Origin of the sequence: Actinomyces stomatis (assembly GCF_031292835.1) — a bacterium.
GTDB lineage: Bacteria > Actinomycetota > Actinomycetes > Actinomycetales > Actinomycetaceae > Actinomyces > Actinomyces stomatis.
This window is the reverse complement of sequence record NZ_JASPEP010000019.1, coordinates 35391-54994: the sequence shown is the minus strand read 5'-3', so window position 1 is coordinate 54994 and position 19604 is coordinate 35391. Positions and strand designations below refer to the sequence as shown.

The following is a 19604-nucleotide window of genomic DNA, read 5'->3' as shown; positions in this document are numbered from 1 at the left end:
GCACCTCGGGAGTTTTTACGATTCAGCAGAACGGAGCCCCCACCACCCTCGACGGGTGGTGGGGGCTCCGTTCTACGTTCCTGAATGCTGTCCCCGTCTTGTTTCGCAGCCAGGCATTGACAGGCATCCTTCTTTGGAAACTTATGTATTGGTGGAGATGGGGGGAATCGAACCCCCGTCCGACGGGCGTACAACAGGACTTCTCCGGGTGCAGCTCGCTAGCGTTTTTCTCGGCCCCGGCGTCTCACGCGAGCAAGGACGCCGACGGGCTCAGTCGATGAAAAGTCCCAAGAGCCCTACCGACACGGGCTCTCAGCAGTGGCTTCCTAGATGACGCCAGGAACCGGGGCGGAAGCGCTCCCCGGGCTGACGGACTTCGAGGCTCGCTCAGGCGGCGAGGGCGAAGTCGGTGCGAGTGTTATCGGCACCTATTGGTTCGCGCAGAGCGTTGACGAGATGACTGCGCATCCTCGACCCGCTTCTCCTGAACCTACGACCGTCGTCGAAACCGATCATCCCCTATGGACATGTCACCGGACTCCCGCAGGAGACCTGGAACGCGCTCTCAGCAGAGCCAGAACACTCTAGCAGAATCAGGAGACGAAAGCACCGAATGCTGATGCCCCGTGCCTCACACGACCCACGCGGAGCACTCGAGGCAGGAGAGTCTTCCGCACGTCTCAGCCCCGACGCCGGTTGGCGGCGGCCATGGCCCGGGCCGCTTCCCGCTTGTCCTGCGCCTCACGCAGTGCCTGGCGCTTATCCCAGTCCTGCTTACCCCGAGCCAGGGCTATCTCCAGCTTGGCGCGTCCACCGATGAAGTACAGCTCCAACGGGACCACCGTATAGCCCTTGGCCTGGACCCTGGTCTCAAGGCGCTCCAGCTCACTGCGGTGCAGGAGCAGCTTGCGCTTGCGACGCGGGGAATGGTTGTTCCACGTCCCTTGCAGGTACTCGGGGATATGAGCCCCCTGGAGCCAGGCCTCACCATGGCGGTCGATCTCGATCCAGGCCTCGGTGAGCGAGGCTCGTCCCATGCGCAGCGCCTTGACCTCGGTGCCGGTGAGAACCAGCCCCGCCTCGTAACGGTCCTCGATGAAGTAGTCGTGGGTCGCCTTGCGGTTACGGGCCACCGTCTTGTGGGCATCGGAGGCGGCCTTCGCCTTCTGCCCGGCTGTTGGCTTGGACGCCCGAGCAGACTTGGAGGCGGGGGTCATCGGCCTGTCCTTTCACGAGTACGGGATGGCTGGCGCTCCCACGTCAGGGCGACCCGGAGTCCCCTCCGGGCGGGCCGCACCCAACCGGGGCATCGTGGCGTGACACGACGACGCGCAGGGACAGGAGTCTACGGGCCTCGTCAAGAAGGACTCGCCTAGAAGCCGGGCAGAGACATCGGGTCGATGTACACCCCGTCCTGAGCCACCTGGAAGTGGACGTGCGCCCCGGTCGCGTAGCCGGTCGAGCCGGTCGCGCCGACGACGTCACCGCGCTTGACCTGCTGGCCGTCGGCAACGCTGCGCGAGGAGAGGTGGCACAGGGTGATGACGTAGGAGTGCCCGTCGATGATGCCGCCATTGATGTCAATGCCGATGCCGCAGGACTCGGAGTCCCAGTAGGTGGCCACTCCAGAGACCGCGGCGTACTGAGGCGTGCCCTCACTCGCGGCGAAGTCGACCCCCTGGTGCCCTGTTCCGGAACCGGTGACCGGGTGAACGCGGTACCCGAAGGGCGAGGTCACCTCGAGCGGACCGGTGATCGGGTGACCGATGTACCCGCTTCCCAGGGAGTCGGAACTGATCGAGCTCGAGGGGACCGACGGCATGGTGCCGGCGCTGGCCGCAGCCCGGTTGGCGGCGTCGATCTTGGCGACTCGCTCAGACGCGGCCGCGGCATCGGCGTTGGCCTGGTCGAGCTGGGCCTGCAGATTGCTCTTACGGTTCTCCAGCGCTGTGGCAGCGGACTTCTTCTGAGCAGCCAGCTTGGCGACCTCGTCCCGCTTGGTCTTGGCCGCGTCCCGGGCCGTCTTGGCGTTCGCCTCGGCGTTGTCGGCCTCGGTCTTGAGTGTGCCGACTCGCGTGGTGGCGGCATTCTGCCTGGCCTCACGGTTGGCGTTCTGAGCGCGCTCGACCTCGGCGGCGGACAGCACAGCCTCCTGGACCCCTGAGCCGATCTCGACGGCCGAGGCGCGTTGGTTGAGCTCCTCGACGTCCTGGGAGGCGAGAACATAGCTCCACGAGGTCACCGAGTTGTCCCCCTGGTAGGTGGACACCACGATCTCCGCCACGGAGTCGGAGGTCTCCGAGGCCGTTTTCTTGGAGGCCTCGGACTCCTGCTTGACCGTCTCAAGACTGCTCTGCGCAGCGGTCAGGCGGTCGCTGGCGATCTGCTGCTCCCTCTCCTTGGCGGCCAGCGTCGTCTCAGCAGTATTGAGCTCGGTCTCCGCTGTGCTCAAGGATGCCTGGGCGTTTTGAAGCGAGATGTAGGCCTGTCCCAGATCAGCGCTGACCCCCTCGAGGGAGGAGAGGACCTCCTGCTGCTTACGCTGCGCCTCACTCTGTTTGGCAACGGCGTCGTCGCGCTCGTCGGCCAGGGAGATGTCCCCGGAGTAGAAGAAGGCGAGGCTGGCGGCGGCCAGGGCACAGACCGCGGCGCGCCGGCGTGAGCGGCGGAGGAACAGACGAGACAGCATGCGAGATCAGATCCTCGTGTACTTGGACAGAGAGAAGGCGGAAGAGACCGCGGCCAAGGCGATGGCCGCCAGAATCAGCCAGGGCGACAGGAGGAGAACGTCTCTGGTGGTGATGAAGGCAGTCGTGAAGGAGATGGAGGAGGCGAGCCACCCCTCCACGACGTAGCGGACTCCCACCCACAACGTGGCCACGGCGAGAATCGCCCCGGTGAGGGCGGCAATGACCCCTTCAAGGATGAAGGGCATCTGGATGAAGAGGTTCGAGGCTCCCACCAGGCGCATGATCCCGGTCTGTCGGGAGCGGGACATGGCCGACAGCCTGATGGTCGTCGAGATGAGCAGCACCGCGGCCACCGCCATGATGGTCGCCAGCCCTCCCGTGATCCAGGAGGCCCGGTTCATCACGAGGAAGAGGGGCTCGAGGGTGGAGCGTTGGTCGACCACGCGCTCCACGCCTCTGTGTCCCTCGAACTGCTCCGCCACCAGCTTGTAGTTCTCGGCGTCCTTGAGCTTGATGCGGAAGGACACGGGCATCATGTCCTCAGTGGCGTTTCTCCCGACCGCCGATTTGGCGTAAGCCTTCATGAAGTTCTGATAGGCCTGGGCCTTGGTCTCCATCTGGTAGGACTTGACGTAGCCGGAGGGGGCACCGCTGGTGATGAGGTTCTCAACCTCGCTGATCTGAGCAGCAGTGGCCTCGCCGTCGGCGCAGTTGGAGGAGGCCGACGACTTGGGGCACATGTAGACCGAGACCTCGACCTTGTCGTACCAGTCGCCCTTCATGGTCGAGATCTGGCTCTGCAGCAGTGAGGAGGCCCCCACGAAGAGCAGCGACACGAAGGCGACGAGAATCACGGACACCGTCATCGCCAGATTCCGGGACATGCCCTTGGCGGTCTCCGAGAGGACGAAACGCAGTCTCACAGTTCTTCTCCTTCAGCGGTCCGAGCCGTAGACACCGCGGTCCTGGTCGCGTACGACCTCACCGCCCTTGAGCTCGATGACTCGTTTACGCATCTGGTCGACGATCTCGTCATCGTGAGTCGCCATGACGACCGTGGTCCCCTGCCGGTTGATGCGGTCGAGCAGACGCATGATCCCGACCGACGTCGAGGGGTCCAGGTTTCCGGTGGGCTCATCGGCCAGGAGGAGCTTGGGCCGGTTGACCATGGCACGGGCGATCGCCACGCGCTGCTGCTCACCCCCGGAGAGCTCGTGCGGGAGGCGCTTCTCCTTGCCGGCCAGCCCCACCAGGTCGAGGGCCTCCGGCACAGCGGAGAGGATGTAGTGGCGCGGCTTACCGATGACCTGGGAGGCCAGTGCCACGTTCTCCAGGACGTTCTTGTTCTCCAGGAGCCGGAAGTCCTGGAAGACGAAGCCGATCTCCCGTCGCAGCTGGGGCACCTTCCACGAGGAGATCTGCGACAGGTCGCGTCCCAGCACGTGGATGCGTCCCTTGGTGGGACGCTCCTCACGCAGGACCAGACGCAGGAAGGTTGATTTTCCTGACCCCGAGGCACCGACGAGGAACACGAACTCATCACGGTTGACCTTGATGTCGACGTCGTCAAGCGCCGGACGCGCCCCGCGTTTGTACACCTTCGAGACGTGGTCGAAGCGGATCATTTGCTCGTTGCTCCCCTGCTGCGCCCCGAGCACGGCACTCGGGTTCATGGCGTTATGGCCACCGTATGCGCCGACACGCCATTTACCCGCCGTGACACGCCCAGCATCGATGTGGCTTGTGATGGCCGGGACGAGGTGTGATCCTCCTGTGATCACAGGGCTCGAGAGCCCCAGGCTCCAACCACTCACCGGCAACGCGCCCTAGGCTTGGGAGCATGAGTGAGATCTCCCTGTCGCCCGCGCTGTCACGCGCCTTCGAGGATCGTGTCGACCTGGGTTCCTGGGCGGGCTTCACCTCGTCGCTGGCCCGGTTCCTCGACGAGGTGTGTAGGCCGCCCGTGCAGCGGGGAGAGGCTGCCGAAGCCGCCATTGATCCATCTGGCGGAACCCTGTTGCTGACTGCACCGGCCCCCATGGTCAAGGCCGAGGAGCTGGCTCCCCAGGGGCGCTGGTCGCAGCTGCTGTCGAAACTGTCCCTGTCCACTCCCCCCGTTCCCTCCCCGGACCTGCCGGGTGTGGTCCTCGTGGGACGCACCGACGGCATCGAGGTCTCCCTACCTGAGCTCGACGCACAGGGGCGGGTGCTGCTCGGCCCCACCGAGCGCAGAATCCTGGGCGCGATCGGCTGGCAGGAGAGTCATCACGTCTTCGCCAGGCTGCTGTCCGACGGAGATGAGACCGCCGACCTGGTGACTCGCATCCTCATCGAGGTGCTCGAGGTCGCCCATCCCGCAGACCTCGACTACCTCCTGCGCGCGCACTCCGACATCAGCTGACCCCTGTGGCCTGCTCGACGAGATCATCGGCGAGCTCATACATGGGCCACGGTTCCTCGGCCTGCTCCTCGGCCTGCTCCTCGGCCTGCACGGAGACTGGATCGACGACGAAGGAATCAGCATTCCCCGCGTGCGTCGCAGTGGACTCTCTGGAGTCTCTGGACTCGCCGATCTCAGTGGAGTCCTGGGAAGCTCCCGCTCTCCGGGCCTCTGGAGCCGAGGCGCCCGATGCTGGCGTCTCGACGTCCCAGTGATCCGGTGAGACGTGCTCGTCGCAACCGGGCTCGAGCTCGGCGTCCCCGGTTCCAGCGCCCGAGGATGCAGAGGGCGCCGACTCCACGGCTCTCACGCGCGCGAAGCGGGACTCCCCTCTGGTCAGATCGTGCCCAGCGGCCTGGAGCGTGATGACGTTGGTCTCGTGCTTCCTGCCGTTGTTCTCCCAGGACTCCTGAGAGAAACGTCCTGTGAGCAGGACTGCGTCCCCCTTGCGCAGGGAATGACTCAGATTGGCGGCGAGCTGCCCCCATGCCTTAGCGGTGAACCAGATCGTCTCGGCGTTGTTCCACCCCTGATCAGTGCGGTAGGTCGGGGTGACGGCGACACGAAAACGACAGTAGGGACGGGCATTGTCCCCGACACGGGACAGGACCGGATTGGTCCCGACGACGCCCTGGACGGTAAGGTCGAGCTGACGAGTCATGAGCGGGCTCCTTGGTTGTGGGAGGGCGGCGCTCTGCCGCCCCTGCACCACAACGGTGCTCGGTCCGCCCATCAGATGCCCAGCGGGCCCCGGGCTCACTCCCCGCACGAGCCTCCCTCAGGGGAAGAACTGAGGGCTGTGGCCACTGGATGGCCTCTCAGAGGCGGGGTTACAGCCCCAAAGCGGATTGCAGCGCCCGATGCTTCTCCAGAACCTTGGCAGCCGGCTGGCTCAGTCCCCGCTCAACCACGGACTCCAGGCGTGCACGCACCCGTTGTCCATAGCGCTCCGCCTCGCGGCGCGCTCTGCTGCGCCGACGTACCCCGGCGATCAGAACCGCCATGAGTCCGAGGACGATGAGGCAGGCCGGGACGATCTCGATGCTGCGGTGCAGAACCTCGAGTCCCTCTCGCACCACGGAGGCGGACAGCCACGACACCCCGCCGAGCACCATGAGCAGACCTCCCCACCACAGCAGGTCGATCACCGGCTGGCGATGCCCTGGCAGCGGCACGGAACCGACCGCCTCGGCGGTCTGCCCCGCCAAGGTCTCCGGGGAGACGACGGCGGCCTCCATGCTCCGGGCCCACGTGGGCGGCAGTCCCTGTGAGGTGCGGTGGACCCATGTGGAGTGAGCCGAGGACACCGCGGTACGCGAGGGCGGTTCGGGGCGGGCCAGGGCTCTGGGCAGGACCCTGGACAGTCCGGCCCTCACCGAGTCCTCCACCGCCTGGGCGCCGGACGCCTGCAGCAGCACCTTGGTGGTCTCCTCGGTGAGGTCGGCATTGAGCTCCACCTTGTCGCGAGCCACCGTGGGACGTAGACGACGCGTGATCGCATCAAGCTCGGCCGAGGCCGTGCGTGCCGCGTTGGACTCCCGTGCGACGCGCTGGCGCAACATGCTGCGCACGACGTCGAGATTGTCACCACGCACGGCCGATACCGGGAGCACCTGAACCCGGCTGAGCCCATCATCCTTGAGAAGAGACCCGACGTCGTCCAGCAGGGTCGCCAGGCCGCTCTCCGGGAGGGTATCCACCTGGTTGACCAGGACGAGCATGTCCTCCTGACGGGCGCCCAGCCCGCGCAGGTAGCCGTCGTGCAGGGCCGCGTCGGCGTACTTCTGAGGATCGACCACCCACACGAGGATGTCGGCCAGCGGAACGAGGCGATCCACCTGCAAGGAATGCTCCGTCGTCACCGAGTCGTAGTCGGGGACGTCAAGCAGGACCAGGCCGGACATGCTTCCCTGGTCCTCGGCGTCGAGAATCGAGTCCCCCCGAATTCGCCGTTCCGAGGAGACCCCGAGGAAGTCCAGGAGCGGGCCGGCGTCGTCACCCCAGGAGCAGGCGGCAGCCCGCGACGTCGTGGGACGACGCGCGCCCACATCTGCGAAGTTCAACTGGGTCAAGGCGTTGAACAACGACGACTTGCCCGAGCCGGTGCCCCCGAACAGCGCTACGACGGTGTGATCCACTCCCAGCGCCAGGCGCTGCGCCACGGCATCGAGCGCTTTGTGAGCAGGGATCGACAGGGAGGCCGGAACCTCGGTGGGGCACAAGCGCAAGGCATCTCGAACCGCGTTCAGGCGGGCATCGAGGTGCTCGGCGTCGAGCACCTCGAACCCCCTCTGGGCGGAGGAGGCGGAGGGGACGGTATCGGATTGGCTCATGCTGTGGCTCCGGGACGGGTGAAGGGCTTGAGCTCGCCCGAGCGCAGACGCAGCGCGGCGGCGAACCCGGGGGCGGGGGCGAGGGAGGTGGCCGCCCCCTTGGGGACTGTGGCAGTCAGCGCCTCCGTGACCGCTTCCACCAGGAGCTGACCGGCCTGAGCGGTCTGCTCCTCCAACCCCAGGCGTCTGGCGGCGGAAACGGCCCCGTCAACACCGGCTGCTGCGGCGATGAGGAGATCGATGACGCTGGCGGGGCTCAGTCTACGGATGTCCTGCGGACTCTCGATATTCGCCTCCAGGTAGCCGACCCAGGCCTCAATGGTCACGGCCGCGTCATCACCCTGCCCCAGGAGTCTGCGCGCGTGCTCCTCGGCCCCCACCTCGGACCAGGCTCTCCGAGCTTCAGCACTCAAGGCGACGATAGCGGCCTGCAGCTGGTTGGCCAGGGCCTCACGGGCGTCGGTGGCCAGCTGAGAGAGTCCCTCGGCGCGAGCCTTGTCCGCCCGCCCCAGGAATCCTCTGCGCAGCCTGCCCCCTTGAGCCAGGGAGGCCAGTGGACCTCCGGAGGATGCCAGGGTGATCCACCGGGTGGCCGTGGCGCCCTGGCCTGCAGAGCCGGCCCTGATGTCAGCGCTCAACGACTCAATGGCGGCCTCCCTCAGGTTCTGGCACTTCCTCTCCAGCTCCTGAGCCACCGCGTCCTGGGCGTCGACGTCATCAGCCAGGCGCTCCAGGTCGGTGCGCAGAGTGCTCCACACCCCTCTGCCGGTACGACGCACAAGACCGGCTGCGCGGTGACGGCCGGCCAGGAGCTGCAGCCAGTCGCGCAGCTCGTTCACGCCGTCGCCCGACAAGAGCCCCTCATGCGGCCCGGCGTCCGGGATGACGAAGAAGGGCGCCTCTGACAGCCCCAGCCCCTGCAGGCGGGTGATGAGATCCCGACGCACCTCGGCCAGGATCGTCGCCGGCACCCGGTTGAGAACCACGCCGATGGGAGTCTCACGGCGTGCGGCCTCCTCCAGCGTCGTCCACGGCGTCTGATCGCCGTAACGCGCCGCGGTCGTGACGAAGAGCCACAGGTCGGCCGCCTCCAGCAGCCTGCCGGCCAGTGCCCGGTTGGCCTCATGCACGGAGTCCAGGTCCGAGGCATCGATAAGAGCCAGACCAGCCGGAATGGCAGCGGAGACCTCCTGCCGGCAGACCTGCATCAGAGGGTGCTCGGACAGTGAGTCCATATCCTCGGGGTTGGCCACCAGAACCGGGATTCTCGTGGTGGGTCTGATCACTCCGGCATCTGAGACCTCCTGGCCGAGCACGGAGTTGACAAGTGTGGATTTTCCGGCCCCGGTGGAGCCCCCGATCACCACGATGGACGGGATATCAGCATCCTGAAGGCGGGGAACAACCTGATCGCGGACCTGCCCGATAAGACCGTCGCGCAACGTACGCGCAGCCTCGATGCCGTCGGCACTCAGGGCCAGGTCGAGGCGCTCGAGGTCCCGGACCAGGTCGGACAGGACATCGAGGAGCTGAGCGCGACTCAGGGCCGAGACGGGGGCATCGTCCTTGGAGTGGCGCGAGGGGACAGGAGCGGGCATGTGCCAACACTATGAGCACAGCGCAGCAGAGTCGACGATTGATCTCGACAGTTCACACCACATGTGTCGCAAGTTCAGTGAGAGTCTCCTGTCACCCCGCTGTGACCGCTGGAGGCGTGCACCGAATCTCGGACAAGAGGAACAGCCGACCCCTCAGACATGTCAGGAGCACAGCCGCCGACTACCGCATCCGAACCGGTTGGAGCCGGCGGCGATGAGCGCGGCGACATCCTCACAGCCTCTGCGAGCCAGCGACCCGAACGGTCGATACTCCGCGGAATATCAACCTTCTCCACCCTGGCTGCCAGTGCCCCCGGCCGGACTCGAACCGGCAACCTGCGGATTAGAAGGCCGATGCTCTATCCATTGAGCTACGGAGGCGTGCGCAAGCGCCTGACCAGCCTACGCCATCAACATGGTGCCCCCTACCCCGACGGGAGGACCGCTCCCACACCGTCGTCAGCATCAGAAGATGATCGCGAGGAGATCACGCCGCCATGACGGACGTGCATCGAACCGGACGGCCGAACGATTCCGCGCAGCCGTTCAGGCCGCCTCTCAGACCATTGGCAGCCCGAGCCGCAATGCAACTGTGACAGCACTGCAACAGCCCTGTGACCGGCTTGATCGACACATCGCGGGGCCTCGCCCCGCCCCACGGCATCGCCCACATGTTGACAACCTCACAACGGGGAGCCCTCACTCTTAGCGACGACACTGAAACACCAGTATCGTGGCCGGAGCCCCATCCCGCCCCTCCGGAAGGATCGCGCCTTGCCCACTCCCGCACTCATCGTGCGCTCCCTTTCTGCCCAGGCATCGCTGGAGCCCCATACCTTCACCACTCCTTTCACCGTGGGGCGCGCACCGGACAGCGACGTGCAGATCGTCCACCCCCTCGTCTCCCGAACACACCTCCAGGTGACTCCCACCCCGACCGGGTGGGCGGTGAGCTGCCAGGGCCGTAACGGCATGCTCGTCGACGGGGCCGTGACGCGCGAAGCGCTTGTGACTCAGGGCACCCGGATCCAGCTGGGTGACGCCTCCGGGCCGGCTCTGGGGCTCACCCCGATCGTCTCCGGCGGAGTTCCTCAAGCCGGCGCCCCCGTCCAGTCGCAGCCGATGGGGCAGCCCGCGCCCTCTGCACCGAACGCCCCCTTCATCCCATCGCAGCCGAGTGCGCCCTCCGCCCCACAAGCCGCTCCGCTCCTCCAGCGCCCTGCCGGCCCGTCCCCGGCCGCAGCCGCCTCGACGCAGGCCGCACCCGTTCCACAGGCCATGGGATCGGCGCCCTCAGCAGCCACCTACGTGGCACCCGGACGCCCCCAGGCGGCGCCCTCATCGGGCTCAGCAGGCTCGGGCGCCTTCCCCACCTCGCGGCACACGCTCAAGTCCTTCCGTATCACCTCCTCGGGCACCATCGGGCGCGCCCCTGACAACACCCTGGTCCTGGATGACCCGCTCATCTCCAAGCACCATGCTCGGATCGACGTCTCCCCCAACGGCATGGTCGTCACCGACCTGGGATCCACCAACGGTCTCTACGTCGGCGGCCAGCGCGTGCCTCAGGTCCAGGTGACCCAGCCCGTGCTCCTGGGACTGGGATCCACCTTCATCGCCCTGAGCCCGGACGGCCTGTGCGAGGTCCAGGTCGCGGGCGGAGCCGGCGGCGAGCTGGTGGGTAAGGATCTGACCTTCCGTGTCAACAACGGCAACATGACGCTGCTCGACGGCATCTCCTTCTCCCTGCCGGGCAACGAGCTGCTGGCCGTCGTCGGCCCGTCGGGAGCCGGGAAGTCGACGCTGCTCAAGGCTCTCACCGGTGAGCAGAAGGCCCAGGAGGGCCAGGTGCTCTTCAACGGATTGGACGTCTACGAGCACTATCCGGTCATGCGCAACAAGATCGGCGTGGTCCCCCAGAGCGACGTCATCCACTCCGCCCTCACTGTCCGCAAGACCCTCGAGTACGCCGCCGAGCTGCGCTTCGCCAAGGACGTCTCCAAGGCCGAACGGCGTCAACGCATCGCCGAGGTCCTGGAGGACCTCGACCTGACCGCGCATGTGGACAAGCGCGTCAAGAAGCTCTCCGGCGGTCAGCGCAAGCGGGTCTCCACCGCCATCGAGCTGCTCACCCGCCCCAGCCTCCTGTTCCTCGACGAGCCCACCTCCGGTCTGGACCCCCAGCTGGACCGTGACGTCATGGACCTGCTGGCGTCCCTGGCTCATGGGACTCGTCCCGGTGACAGCGGCCGCACGGTCGTCGTCGTCACTCACAATGAGAACCACATCGACCGCGCCGACAAGGTCCTCATCCTCGCAGCGGGCGGCAAGCCCGTCTACTACGGCTCCCCCCGCGAGGTGCTCCCCTACTTCCGCCAGAGGCTCAACGAGATCGCCTCTCAGGGCCGCCTGCTGCTCAACACGCCGAAGGGCACCCTGCCCGACCCGCCCGCCGTGGACGGCTACGCCGATGTCTACGCCCTCATCCGCAACCACACCGCGGAGCTGCGTCAGTACATGGAGGCCACAGTGCCCTCGACGCGGCGCGGAGGGGCTCCCGCTGCGGCCGCCGGGCCGGCGACGCAGGAGAAGCCGCCCAAGCAGCAGTCCGTGCTCCGGCAGGTCTCAACCCTCGTGCGACGCCAGCTGCGGATCGTGGCGGCCGACCCCTCCTACCTCGCCTTCATGCTGCTGCTCCCCATCATCATGGGACTGTTGACCAAGGCGATCGAGGGGAGCGACGGCTTCGCGGTCCCCCACTACCCGGAACCCACTCCCCCGACGCCGGAGAACCCCACTCCCCAGGTCATCAAGTACTCCAGCCAGGCCCTGCAGCTGTTGGTCATCCTCATCACCGGCGCGGCCTTCTCCGGGATGTCGGCGACCATCCGTGACCTCATCGGAGAGCGGGACGTCTTCCTGCGGGAGAAGGCCGTTGGCCTGAGATCCGGTGCCTACCTGTTCTCCAAGGCAATCATCCTGGCGCTCATCACCACCGTTCAGACCGCGTTGATGATGGGCATCGCCCTGGCCCTCAACAAGGGCCCCTCCGATGCCGTGATCCTGGAGGGGTGGCCGGGGCTGGAGCTGGCCTTCTGCTGCTGGGCCGTCGCCTTCGTCTCCGGGCTCCTCGGACTGGCGGTCTCCGCGATGGTCTCCTCCTCCGAGCAGGTCATGCCGGTCCTGGTGGTCTCCATCATGGCCCAGCTGGTTCTGTCCGGCGGCATCATCCCGATCGCGGGGCGAGCGATCTTCGAGCAGCTCGCCTGGTTCATGCCATCGCGGTGGGGGTACGCGATGGCCGCCTCCACCCTGGAGATGCTCGCCATCATGCCCAACCGCGACGACGCGCTGTGGAAGCACGAGACCGCGCAGTGGCTGACGAACTACGGCCTGCTCTCAGCCATCGGCCTGGCCTGCATGGTGGTGTGCTACATCGCCCTGGCCCGCCGTGGGCGCCGCTGACGCCTGTCAGCCCTCCCGACTTGAACGCCGGGGTGCCGACCACAGAGCTGGTCGGCACCCCGGCGTCGTACCTGTCGCATGTGCCCCTATTTGCTGGTGATACTGGAGATCACCAGATCAAAGGTGTAGGTGGACCCTTGTGCTACCAGGAGGCGGGCGTCGCTCTTGTCCTTCGCGGGAACGACGGTGCCTCCGTAAGCGCCGGGAACCTTCCAGCCGACCTTGCCCGTATCGGGCGATACGGCAACGACGAGGTTGCCCGGATCACTGTCCGAGTAGCTGTACTCCCCGACCTCCACCAGCACCTGTCCGTCACTGAGCAGACCAATGGGCCTGATGTGGCACTCCTTGCTCTGTGTGAACTCGGGCAGCTCGAGCTTCTTGCTGCCTGCCTTGGCCGTGCAGGCACTCGTGTCGACGACGACGTCGACCGTGCCTCCGGGGCCGATGACTGGAGTGGTCGAGGACGCCGCCTTCGCTAAGGAGGAGTAGGCATCCTTCAGTGACGAGGCATCCAGCGGTGCTGACGAGGCCCACCAGTGCTCCTCCGAGAACTTTCCTGAGACGGTTGCCGCCTCGCTGCCGTCGGCCTTGTAGATCGTGGCACCTGAGGACGTCACTCGCGAGAAGGCCTCCGGTCCGGACTCGATATTGAATCCGCCGGGGAATCGAGTTTTCTTGTCGAAGTCGGAGTCCGGCTGCTTGCCGGGCTCCGAGACGAGCACCTCACCGGTCTTGGCCGACAGCACCTGGAACTGTCGCGACTTGATCTCGTAGGTGAGAATGAAGCCGTTCTGGACCCGGCCCCCCTTGTACTGGCCGGAAGCGCTCCACTTCTCCTTACCGGATACGTCGTACCCCCTCATGGGGCCTCCGTCGAAGACCTCCCCCTGCTCAGACACGATGCCGAGGTCCTGCGTCGCTCCGATGTAGAAGGACTCCTTGGAGAAAGGCGCTTGAGAGGTCTTGCCCCCAGCCCCGATCACCGTGGATGCGTCAGTGGTCTGGGTACAGAGCACCGAGCCACCGACCCAGGGCCGAACCTTGTAGCACTCACCGCTCCACACCGGCGTCGTCGTACTCTTCGAGAGATCGACGAGGTTCGCCTTGCCATCGTGGTCGAAGGCCATCGTGGTCCCATCCGCGGACACAACAGGATTGGAGACATCCGAGTAGCGCAGATCCTCCCGAACGCTGTTGCCCGCAGGCAGTGCCGCCGGCCACCTGTTGTCGATCTCCTGACCGGAGAAGAAGTACCACCAGGTCGCACTCGCCCCCACGACCGCCAGGACGGTGACCACTGCGGCCACAGCCACCCATCGACGACGCCACCACCGACGACGCGCACCGGCCTGCGCTCCAGCCGCCGCAGCCGCCGAGTACTGGGCTCCCGGCTGGCTGTAGAAGGCGGGCGCGGAGGGACTGGAGCTGCCCGGAGCGGCCAGCGTCGAAGGAGCGGCGAAGCCTCCGGTGCTCGCGGTCCCCGGGCTGAGAGGAACCTGTCCGGGACTGGGGGCGTACTGCTGCCCACTGACCAGAGTCGGCGCCTCCGGGGCGATCGCCATCGTGGCTGAGGTCGCCGAGGGATTCGGGGGCGTCGACGGCGGCACCGTCGGATCCGCGGACGGAGGTGCGTCCCAGTCATAGGGCATGACCGAGGCCGTCGACTGCGGAGGCGACTCGAGCCTCGGTGCGGCGGGCAGGCCCGCCAGTGTCGACTGCATGGCATCCAGACGCTGAGCGACGTCCTCGATGGAGGGACGCCTGTCGGGCTGCTTGAAGGTCATCGAGGCGATGAGCTCCCACAGCGGGTCAGGCATGCCAACCGGTCGGCCCGCGTCACGTCGGGCGTGCTGACTGAGCAGCTGAGCGGGTTGTCCCACGAACGGCGTCGTCCCACAGCTCATCTCGTAGAGCATGATGCCCAGCGAGTAGATGTCGGCGGCGGAAGTGGGTGCCTGCATCGACAGAATCTCCGGCGCCATGTACAGCGGCGTACCGATGGCTCCTGTGACGTGGGAGGCGGAGAAGGTATCGCAGATGCGCGCCACTCCGAAGTCCGCCAGCCGAGGGACGACGGCCTCCGGCACATTCCCTCCAGGCGCCATACCGGTGGCAACCGTCTCCGACGGGTCGCCGCCCCTACTGGGACGCGAGCTGAGCAGGACGTTGGCAGGCTTGATGTCCCGGTGAATCACTCCGGCCTGGTGAACCGCGCACAGCCCCTGGGCGATACGCGTTCCCAGGGAGGCCACTTGCGCAGGAGGCAGCGAGCCGCGAGCCCTCAGCAGATCCCGTAGGTCTCCTCCGTTGACGTAGTCCATGACGATCGCGAAGGTGGAGCCCTCGATCACGATGTCGCGGACGGCGACGACGTAGGGGCTGCGCACCCGCAGCAGCGTGGAGCGCTCCTTGATGAAGCGCTCCACGACGTCCGGATTCTCCACCAGGTCGGCGCGCAGTACCTTGAAGGCCAGGGTCTCGCGGGCGTCAGTACGCCGACCGCGCCAGACCTCTCCCTGGGCACCCGCACCGATCCGGGTCTCCATGATGTAGGAGCTTCCGAGGTGACGGGGGGCGGGGCTTTGGGACATCAGTGCTCCGTGTTACTCAAGGGCTGTCAGGCTTCACGGAGACCTTATCGCGATCCTCGCACCATGGGACCGCTCTACCAGGAGATGGTCGTGAATCGCTCCTCGAATCTCACCACCCTCATGGGAGGGTCCGTGACTTCAAGGTCGTCGACATGACTACAGTGGCTCCCGTGAGCAAGCAGATGACAACCTCTGACCCGCTGGTGTGGATCGACTGTGAGATGACGGGCCTGGACCAGAGCGCCGACGCGCTCATCGAGGTCGCCGTCATTGTCACCGACTATGAGCTCAAGCCGCTGGCGGACGGAATCGATGTGCTCATCAAGCCTCCCGCCGCAGCACTGGAGCGGATGGACGACTATGTGCGAAACATGCACACCTCCTCCGGCCTCCTTGCCTCCTTGGAGGACGGAGTGACCATGGAGGCCGCCCGCAAGACGGTTCTGGACTATGTGACCTCCCTTGTGCCCGAGCCACGCACCGCCCAGCTGGCGGGGAACTCCGTGGGCACGGACAAGGCCTTCCTGGCCCGTGACATGCCGGATCTCATCAAGCACCTCCACTACCGGATCGTGGATGTCTCCTCCCTCAAGGAACTGGCCAAGCGCTGGTACCCCAGGACCTTCTTCCACGCGCCGAAGAAGGCCGGCGGGCACCGTGCCTTGGCGGACATCCTGGAGTCCATCGACGAGCTGCGCTACTACCGCGAGGTCCTGTTCCCCAGCGGGGAGGGGCCGAGCTCCCAGGAGTGCAAGGACGTGGCTGAGCGAATCCTGCGCACGCCCACCAGGTGACCGGAGCGACGGTCCTCTCAGGACACCCACCCGACGTGACGTAGTGCACCGAGTCCAGTTTGGTGTGCGGGGAGAGGAGCGGATACAGTACCGATTCGTTGCGGTGATACCGTACATGGTGGCTGTAGCTCAGTCGGCAGAGCGCCTGGTTGTGGTCCAGGAGGTCGCGGGTTCAAACCCCGTCAGCCACCCCACTGATCGCGGATCGTCCCGCGCCCAATACTCTTCTCCATCCAGGCGGCAAGTGATGCCGCCGTCATCCGTAGCGCAGGCATGCGGCGGACAGCGAAGGCTTCAGCCGTTTTCCTGCGCCCCTGAGTAACAAGCAACCCACTCACTCCGGCGCTCCTGCCGGCGGAGCATGTGCTCGATGCTCTGAAAATCCATCTTCGAGAAAGTCCCTCCCATGCAACGCCGCGACTTCCTGCTCGCTCTGGCCGCCGGAACCGCCGGATGCCTCAGCGCCTGCAACACCACACAGCCGGCAGCTCGTTCCACCTCACCGGCCTCATCCTCAGCGCAGAGCTCACCCCCGGCCTCAAGGACCCCCTCCCCCACACCCTCACCGACGCCGTCGCTCAGCCCGCTCCACCTTCAGGACGGACCGCCTCCGCTACCCGCCCCCAGTCCGGCTGACTCCCTCATCACCGGCCTGCCGGAGAACGTCGGCAACGTCGTCGCGATCACCATCGACGACGGCGTCGACTCCTCAGTCGTGGAGGCCTACCTGGATTTCGCCAAGGACTCGGGAGTCCGCCTGACCTTCTTCGTCACAGGTTGCTATCCGAGCTGGACCGACAACCGGGACAAGATGAAGCCCCTGGTGGAATCGGGACAGGTTCAGCTGGCCAACCACACCTGGACGCACCCCGACCTGACGACACTGTCAGAGGGCGAGATCATCGATGAGCTCACCCAGTGCGAGAACCTGCTGCGCAACACCTATGGTGTTACCGGGGCTCCCTTCATCCGGCCTCCCTACGGCGGCCGCAGCTCCTTCACCGACTCGGTCTGCGCCAAAGCGGGCTACACGACCACGACCATGTGGTACGGCTCCTTCGGAGACTCCGGGCAGCTCACGCCGGAGGTACTTCTCGGTGAGGCGCAGAAGTGGCTGCTCGCGCAACACATCGTCATCGGTCACGCGAACTTCCCCACCGTCACTCACGTCTACGGCCAGATCATCGATATCCTGCGTCAGCGCTCCCTGCAGACAGCCACACTCGACGACGTCTACTTCGGCCCCGGGCACAATCGTCACGTCTGAGGGCGCTCAAGCGCACGAGGGCCCCTGGACGACCTCCTGATCCTCGTAGCACGGCCGCGTCCGAGCGGAGCCGATCTCCGGGGTCCGCGGGAGGTAGGCGATCTCGCAACGGCCTTCGAGCTGCTCGTCGAAGGTGCCGATCCAGTCATCGCCGATGACGAAGACATCAATGCCGTACTCATCGACGTCCCGGCTCTTCTGCCCCCAGGTCTGCTCGGGAACGACCAGGTCGACATAGCGAACGGCCTCAAGCATGGCCTTGCGCTGCTCATAGGAGAAGTAGGCGCGCTTCCCCTTGGAGGCACTGAACTCATCGGTCGATAGAGCGACAATGAGATAGTCGCCCATCGCCTTGGCCCGGCGCAGCAGCTCGATGTGCCCGTAGTGGAGCAGGTCGAAGGAGCCGTAGGTGATGACGCGTTTCATTGGGATTGTCCTCATGGTTAGGGCCACCGTTTTTTGTATGAATCACACAAGAACCGATCGCATTGTCGTTGGTTGCGCGTATGGCAGTTGAACGCGCTCGCCGCTAAGTCTAGGCACCAAGCGATCCCCAAAAATCCTTTGTTACCCCTCTGAAGCAGGCTTTCAACTATGTCGGCCGTCACCCCCTATCACTTAACCCAATGAATGCGCGAAACCGCCGCCCCACGCCTCACCCCGGGCCGCCACAAGCTGAGGCCATCATGTGACAGAACCCCAGCATTCCGCGGTATCGCAACGATTACAAGCGGTTTCGGCACCGTCACAATAAACCCTGAACATCACAGTCTGATTGCAGACAAGCCAATCATGACGACTATCGCTTTTCCGACTCTTCAACACAACTACCGTTATAAGAAAACGAGTAAAGAAGGCCACCTCAGGCCTTTCCCGTCCTAGAAGACCGGAGGTCACCAGTGGTAGCAGTAGCTCCTGCCCGCACCCTCCCCCGCCCTTCCTGCACCACCTCACGCATCCCTTCCGTGGCCGCTTCGATGCCCGACCTCCCTTCCGATTTCTCGGCAGTGACCCGAGACATAGCCTCCTGGGCTCTATGGCTCTTCCTGGCAACCCTCATCAGAACATTCTTATCAACGCATCGAATTCTTTATCCGCGCATGCTCCTGATAGGATTCGCGGCCGCAACGCTCATTCAAATGACCGCCTGGTGCGTGACACGGTATTACTGGCCGTGGGCCTCCACGCGGGTCATGCCGTTCATCATCGTGGCAGGCACCGGGTTCGCTCTGGGTTCCTGCTTCCTCGACCTCACGACGGAGGTCCATCTCCTGCCGTGGACCGCCGGCCTCGCCGGGTCGGCCATCGCCATGGCCGACCAGTGGCGGCGTCGGCTGAGATGGCGGGTTCAGGCACGGCGGGCTCTGGAGCCGGTCTCATGAGGACCCTGCTCCTGGGCGGCCTCGTCGTGACGGCAGTCGTCTCGGCCTCCTTGACTGCGGCTGTCATTCCGCTTCTGAAGAGAGCTCGCGTCATTGACGTACCCGAGGACAGGTCCCTCCACCGGTTTCCTGTTCCTCGCGGTGGCGGACTCGCCATCGTCCTGGCCGCCTCACTCGCCACCTGGACATCCATCCTCGTCGCGGCGCACCAGCAAGGCACTGCTCACACGGTAATCAGGCTCGATGTCGCGCTCATGGGTCTGGCGACCGTGCTCACCTTCGCACTGCTCGGACTGATCGAGGACCTGTTCTCCGTGTCTGTCCGGACTCGCCTGGTTCTTCAGCTCGCCCTGGGTGCAGGACTCGGCCTGGTGGTACACAGCGCCTTCGAGGTCCCACTGTGGTGGACCCCGGCGATCTGTGTGGGCACTGCCGCCCTGGTCAACGCCACGAACTTCATGGACGGCGCCAACGGCCTGGCCTGCAGCCACGCCCTGATGACCTCACTGTGGTACGTCCAGGTGGCGATCGTGGCTCCGGTTCCCGGCCTGGGGCTCATCATGATATCGGTGGCCGGCGCGTGCCTCGGCTTCCTGCCCTTCAATACGCCCCACGCCAAGGTGTTCCTGGGCGACTCCGGCTCCTACGCCCTGGGCGGTGCCTGGGCCTTCGCCGTCACGGCCTGCCTCGCCCAGGGCGTGGCCGTGGAGGCTGCAGTCGCCCCCGTCCTCGTGCTTCTGGCGGATACCGGCTACACCCTGTGGATGCGGGTGAGAGCAGGCCAGTGCTGGTATGAGCCGCACCGGCTTCATGTCTACCAGCGCATGGTCTGTGCCGGATGGCCGCACTGGGCCTCGGCTCTTCTGGTGACCCTGGCCGCGGCGTCGTGCTCCGCCCTGGCGGCAGGCAGTCTTCTCAGCCGCAGTCGGCTCTGGATACCCCAGGTCGCCATGGCGGCAGTCCTGATCCTCTACTTGCGGATGCCCTCCATCATCGGAGCGCCCAATCCCTTCCCCACCCTCCGAAGGGCGAGGTGAGGAC

Annotated in this window: 15 protein-coding genes, 2 tRNA genes and 1 other RNA gene; 7 read left to right on the top strand and 11 right to left on the bottom strand. The window is 65.9% G+C overall.

Going from position 1 to position 19604, the window contains the following annotated elements; genetic code table 11:
- Positions 1-149 precede the first annotated feature (149 nt).
- From ssrA to ftsE, 5 genes are all read right to left on the bottom strand, one after another.
- Positions 150-520, bottom strand: a transfer-messenger RNA (tmRNA) gene (ssrA, locus tag RIV12_RS10005).
- 160 nt (positions 521-680) lie between these two features.
- A complete protein-coding gene (smpB, locus tag RIV12_RS10000; RefSeq protein ID WP_070661703.1) occupies positions 681-1217 on the bottom strand; it encodes an SsrA-binding protein SmpB in 537 nt (178 codons plus the stop codon).
- 155 nt (positions 1218-1372) lie between these two features.
- Complete coding sequence (locus tag RIV12_RS09995) at positions 1373-2689, bottom strand: M23 family metallopeptidase (protein WP_075418386.1); 1317 nt, start codon at positions 2687-2689, stop codon at positions 1373-1375.
- 6 nt (positions 2690-2695) lie between these two features.
- The gene (gene ftsX / locus RIV12_RS09990) at positions 2696-3613 is read right to left on the bottom strand and encodes a permease-like cell division protein FtsX (protein ID WP_075418387.1); all 918 of its coding nucleotides are present in this window, start codon (positions 3611-3613) and stop codon (positions 2696-2698) included.
- 12 nt (positions 3614-3625) lie between these two features.
- Complete coding sequence (ftsE, locus tag RIV12_RS09985) at positions 3626-4315, bottom strand: cell division ATP-binding protein FtsE (protein WP_009398449.1); 690 nt, start codon at positions 4313-4315, stop codon at positions 3626-3628.
- 215 nt (positions 4316-4530) lie between these two features.
- On the opposite strand from ftsE, the gene RIV12_RS09980 reads away from it, so the two are divergent.
- Positions 4531-5091, top strand: coding sequence for a TY-Chap domain-containing protein (locus RIV12_RS09980; protein WP_309323547.1), 561 nt, complete (start codon positions 4531-4533; stop codon positions 5089-5091).
- On the opposite strand, the gene RIV12_RS09975 is transcribed toward RIV12_RS09980, so the two are convergent.
- The 4 genes from RIV12_RS09975 to RIV12_RS09960 all read right to left on the bottom strand — a co-directional run bounded on the left by RIV12_RS09975 (position 5084) and on the right by RIV12_RS09960 (position 9442).
- Positions 5084-5791 (bottom strand): single-stranded DNA-binding protein, encoded by a 708-nt coding sequence (locus tag RIV12_RS09975; RefSeq protein ID WP_309323545.1) that lies wholly within the window; start codon positions 5789-5791, stop codon positions 5084-5086. The genes RIV12_RS09980 and RIV12_RS09975 overlap by 8 nt on opposite strands.
- A gap of 169 nt (positions 5792-5960) precedes the next feature.
- Positions 5961-7463 (bottom strand): GTPase, encoded by a 1503-nt coding sequence (locus RIV12_RS09970; RefSeq protein ID WP_309323543.1) that lies wholly within the window; start codon positions 7461-7463, stop codon positions 5961-5963.
- Positions 7460-9061 (bottom strand): ABC transporter, encoded by a 1602-nt coding sequence (locus tag RIV12_RS09965; protein WP_309323541.1) that lies wholly within the window; start codon positions 9059-9061, stop codon positions 7460-7462. Before RIV12_RS09965 ends, RIV12_RS09970 begins: the two co-directional genes overlap by 4 nt.
- Positions 9062-9369: 308 nt before the next feature.
- Positions 9370-9442, bottom strand: a tRNA-Arg gene (locus RIV12_RS09960).
- Positions 9443-9835: 393 nt separating this feature from the next.
- Here RIV12_RS09960 and RIV12_RS09955 point away from each other — a divergent pair.
- A complete protein-coding gene (locus RIV12_RS09955; protein ID WP_309323539.1) occupies positions 9836-12526 on the top strand; it encodes an ATP-binding cassette domain-containing protein in 2691 nt (896 codons plus the stop codon).
- An 86-nt stretch (positions 12527-12612) separates the two neighbouring features.
- Here the strand turns inward: RIV12_RS09955 and RIV12_RS09950 are convergent, their stop codons facing one another.
- Positions 12613-15120 (bottom strand): serine/threonine-protein kinase, encoded by a 2508-nt coding sequence (locus RIV12_RS09950; RefSeq protein ID WP_309323538.1) that lies wholly within the window; start codon positions 15118-15120, stop codon positions 12613-12615.
- 182 nt (positions 15121-15302) lie between these two features.
- On the opposite strand from RIV12_RS09950, the gene orn reads away from it, so the two are divergent.
- The 3 genes from orn (at position 15303) to RIV12_RS09935 (ending at position 17181) form a co-directional block, all read left to right on the top strand.
- Entirely contained in the window at positions 15303-15914 is a 612-nt protein-coding gene (orn, locus tag RIV12_RS09945; RefSeq protein WP_075418417.1) for an oligoribonuclease, read from the top strand.
- A 118-nt stretch (positions 15915-16032) separates the two neighbouring features.
- Positions 16033-16108, top strand: a tRNA-His gene (locus RIV12_RS09940).
- Between the two features lie 212 nt (positions 16109-16320).
- Complete coding sequence (locus RIV12_RS09935; protein WP_309323536.1) at positions 16321-17181, top strand: polysaccharide deacetylase family protein; 861 nt, start codon at positions 16321-16323, stop codon at positions 17179-17181.
- Between the two features lie 6 nt (positions 17182-17187).
- Here the strand turns inward: RIV12_RS09935 and tagD are convergent, their stop codons facing one another.
- Complete coding sequence (gene tagD / locus RIV12_RS09930; protein ID WP_075418395.1) at positions 17188-17607, bottom strand: glycerol-3-phosphate cytidylyltransferase; 420 nt, start codon at positions 17605-17607, stop codon at positions 17188-17190.
- Between the two features lie 728 nt (positions 17608-18335).
- Between tagD and RIV12_RS09925 the strand changes: the two genes are divergently transcribed.
- Both RIV12_RS09925 and RIV12_RS09920 read left to right on the top strand, forming a co-directional pair.
- Positions 18336-18563, top strand: coding sequence for a hypothetical protein (locus tag RIV12_RS09925; protein ID WP_256695556.1), 228 nt, complete (start codon positions 18336-18338; stop codon positions 18561-18563).
- Positions 18560-19600 (top strand): glycosyltransferase family 4 protein, encoded by a 1041-nt coding sequence (locus RIV12_RS09920; RefSeq protein WP_309323534.1) that lies wholly within the window; start codon positions 18560-18562, stop codon positions 19598-19600. Before RIV12_RS09925 ends, RIV12_RS09920 begins: the two co-directional genes overlap by 4 nt.
- Positions 19601-19604 lie beyond the last annotated feature (4 nt).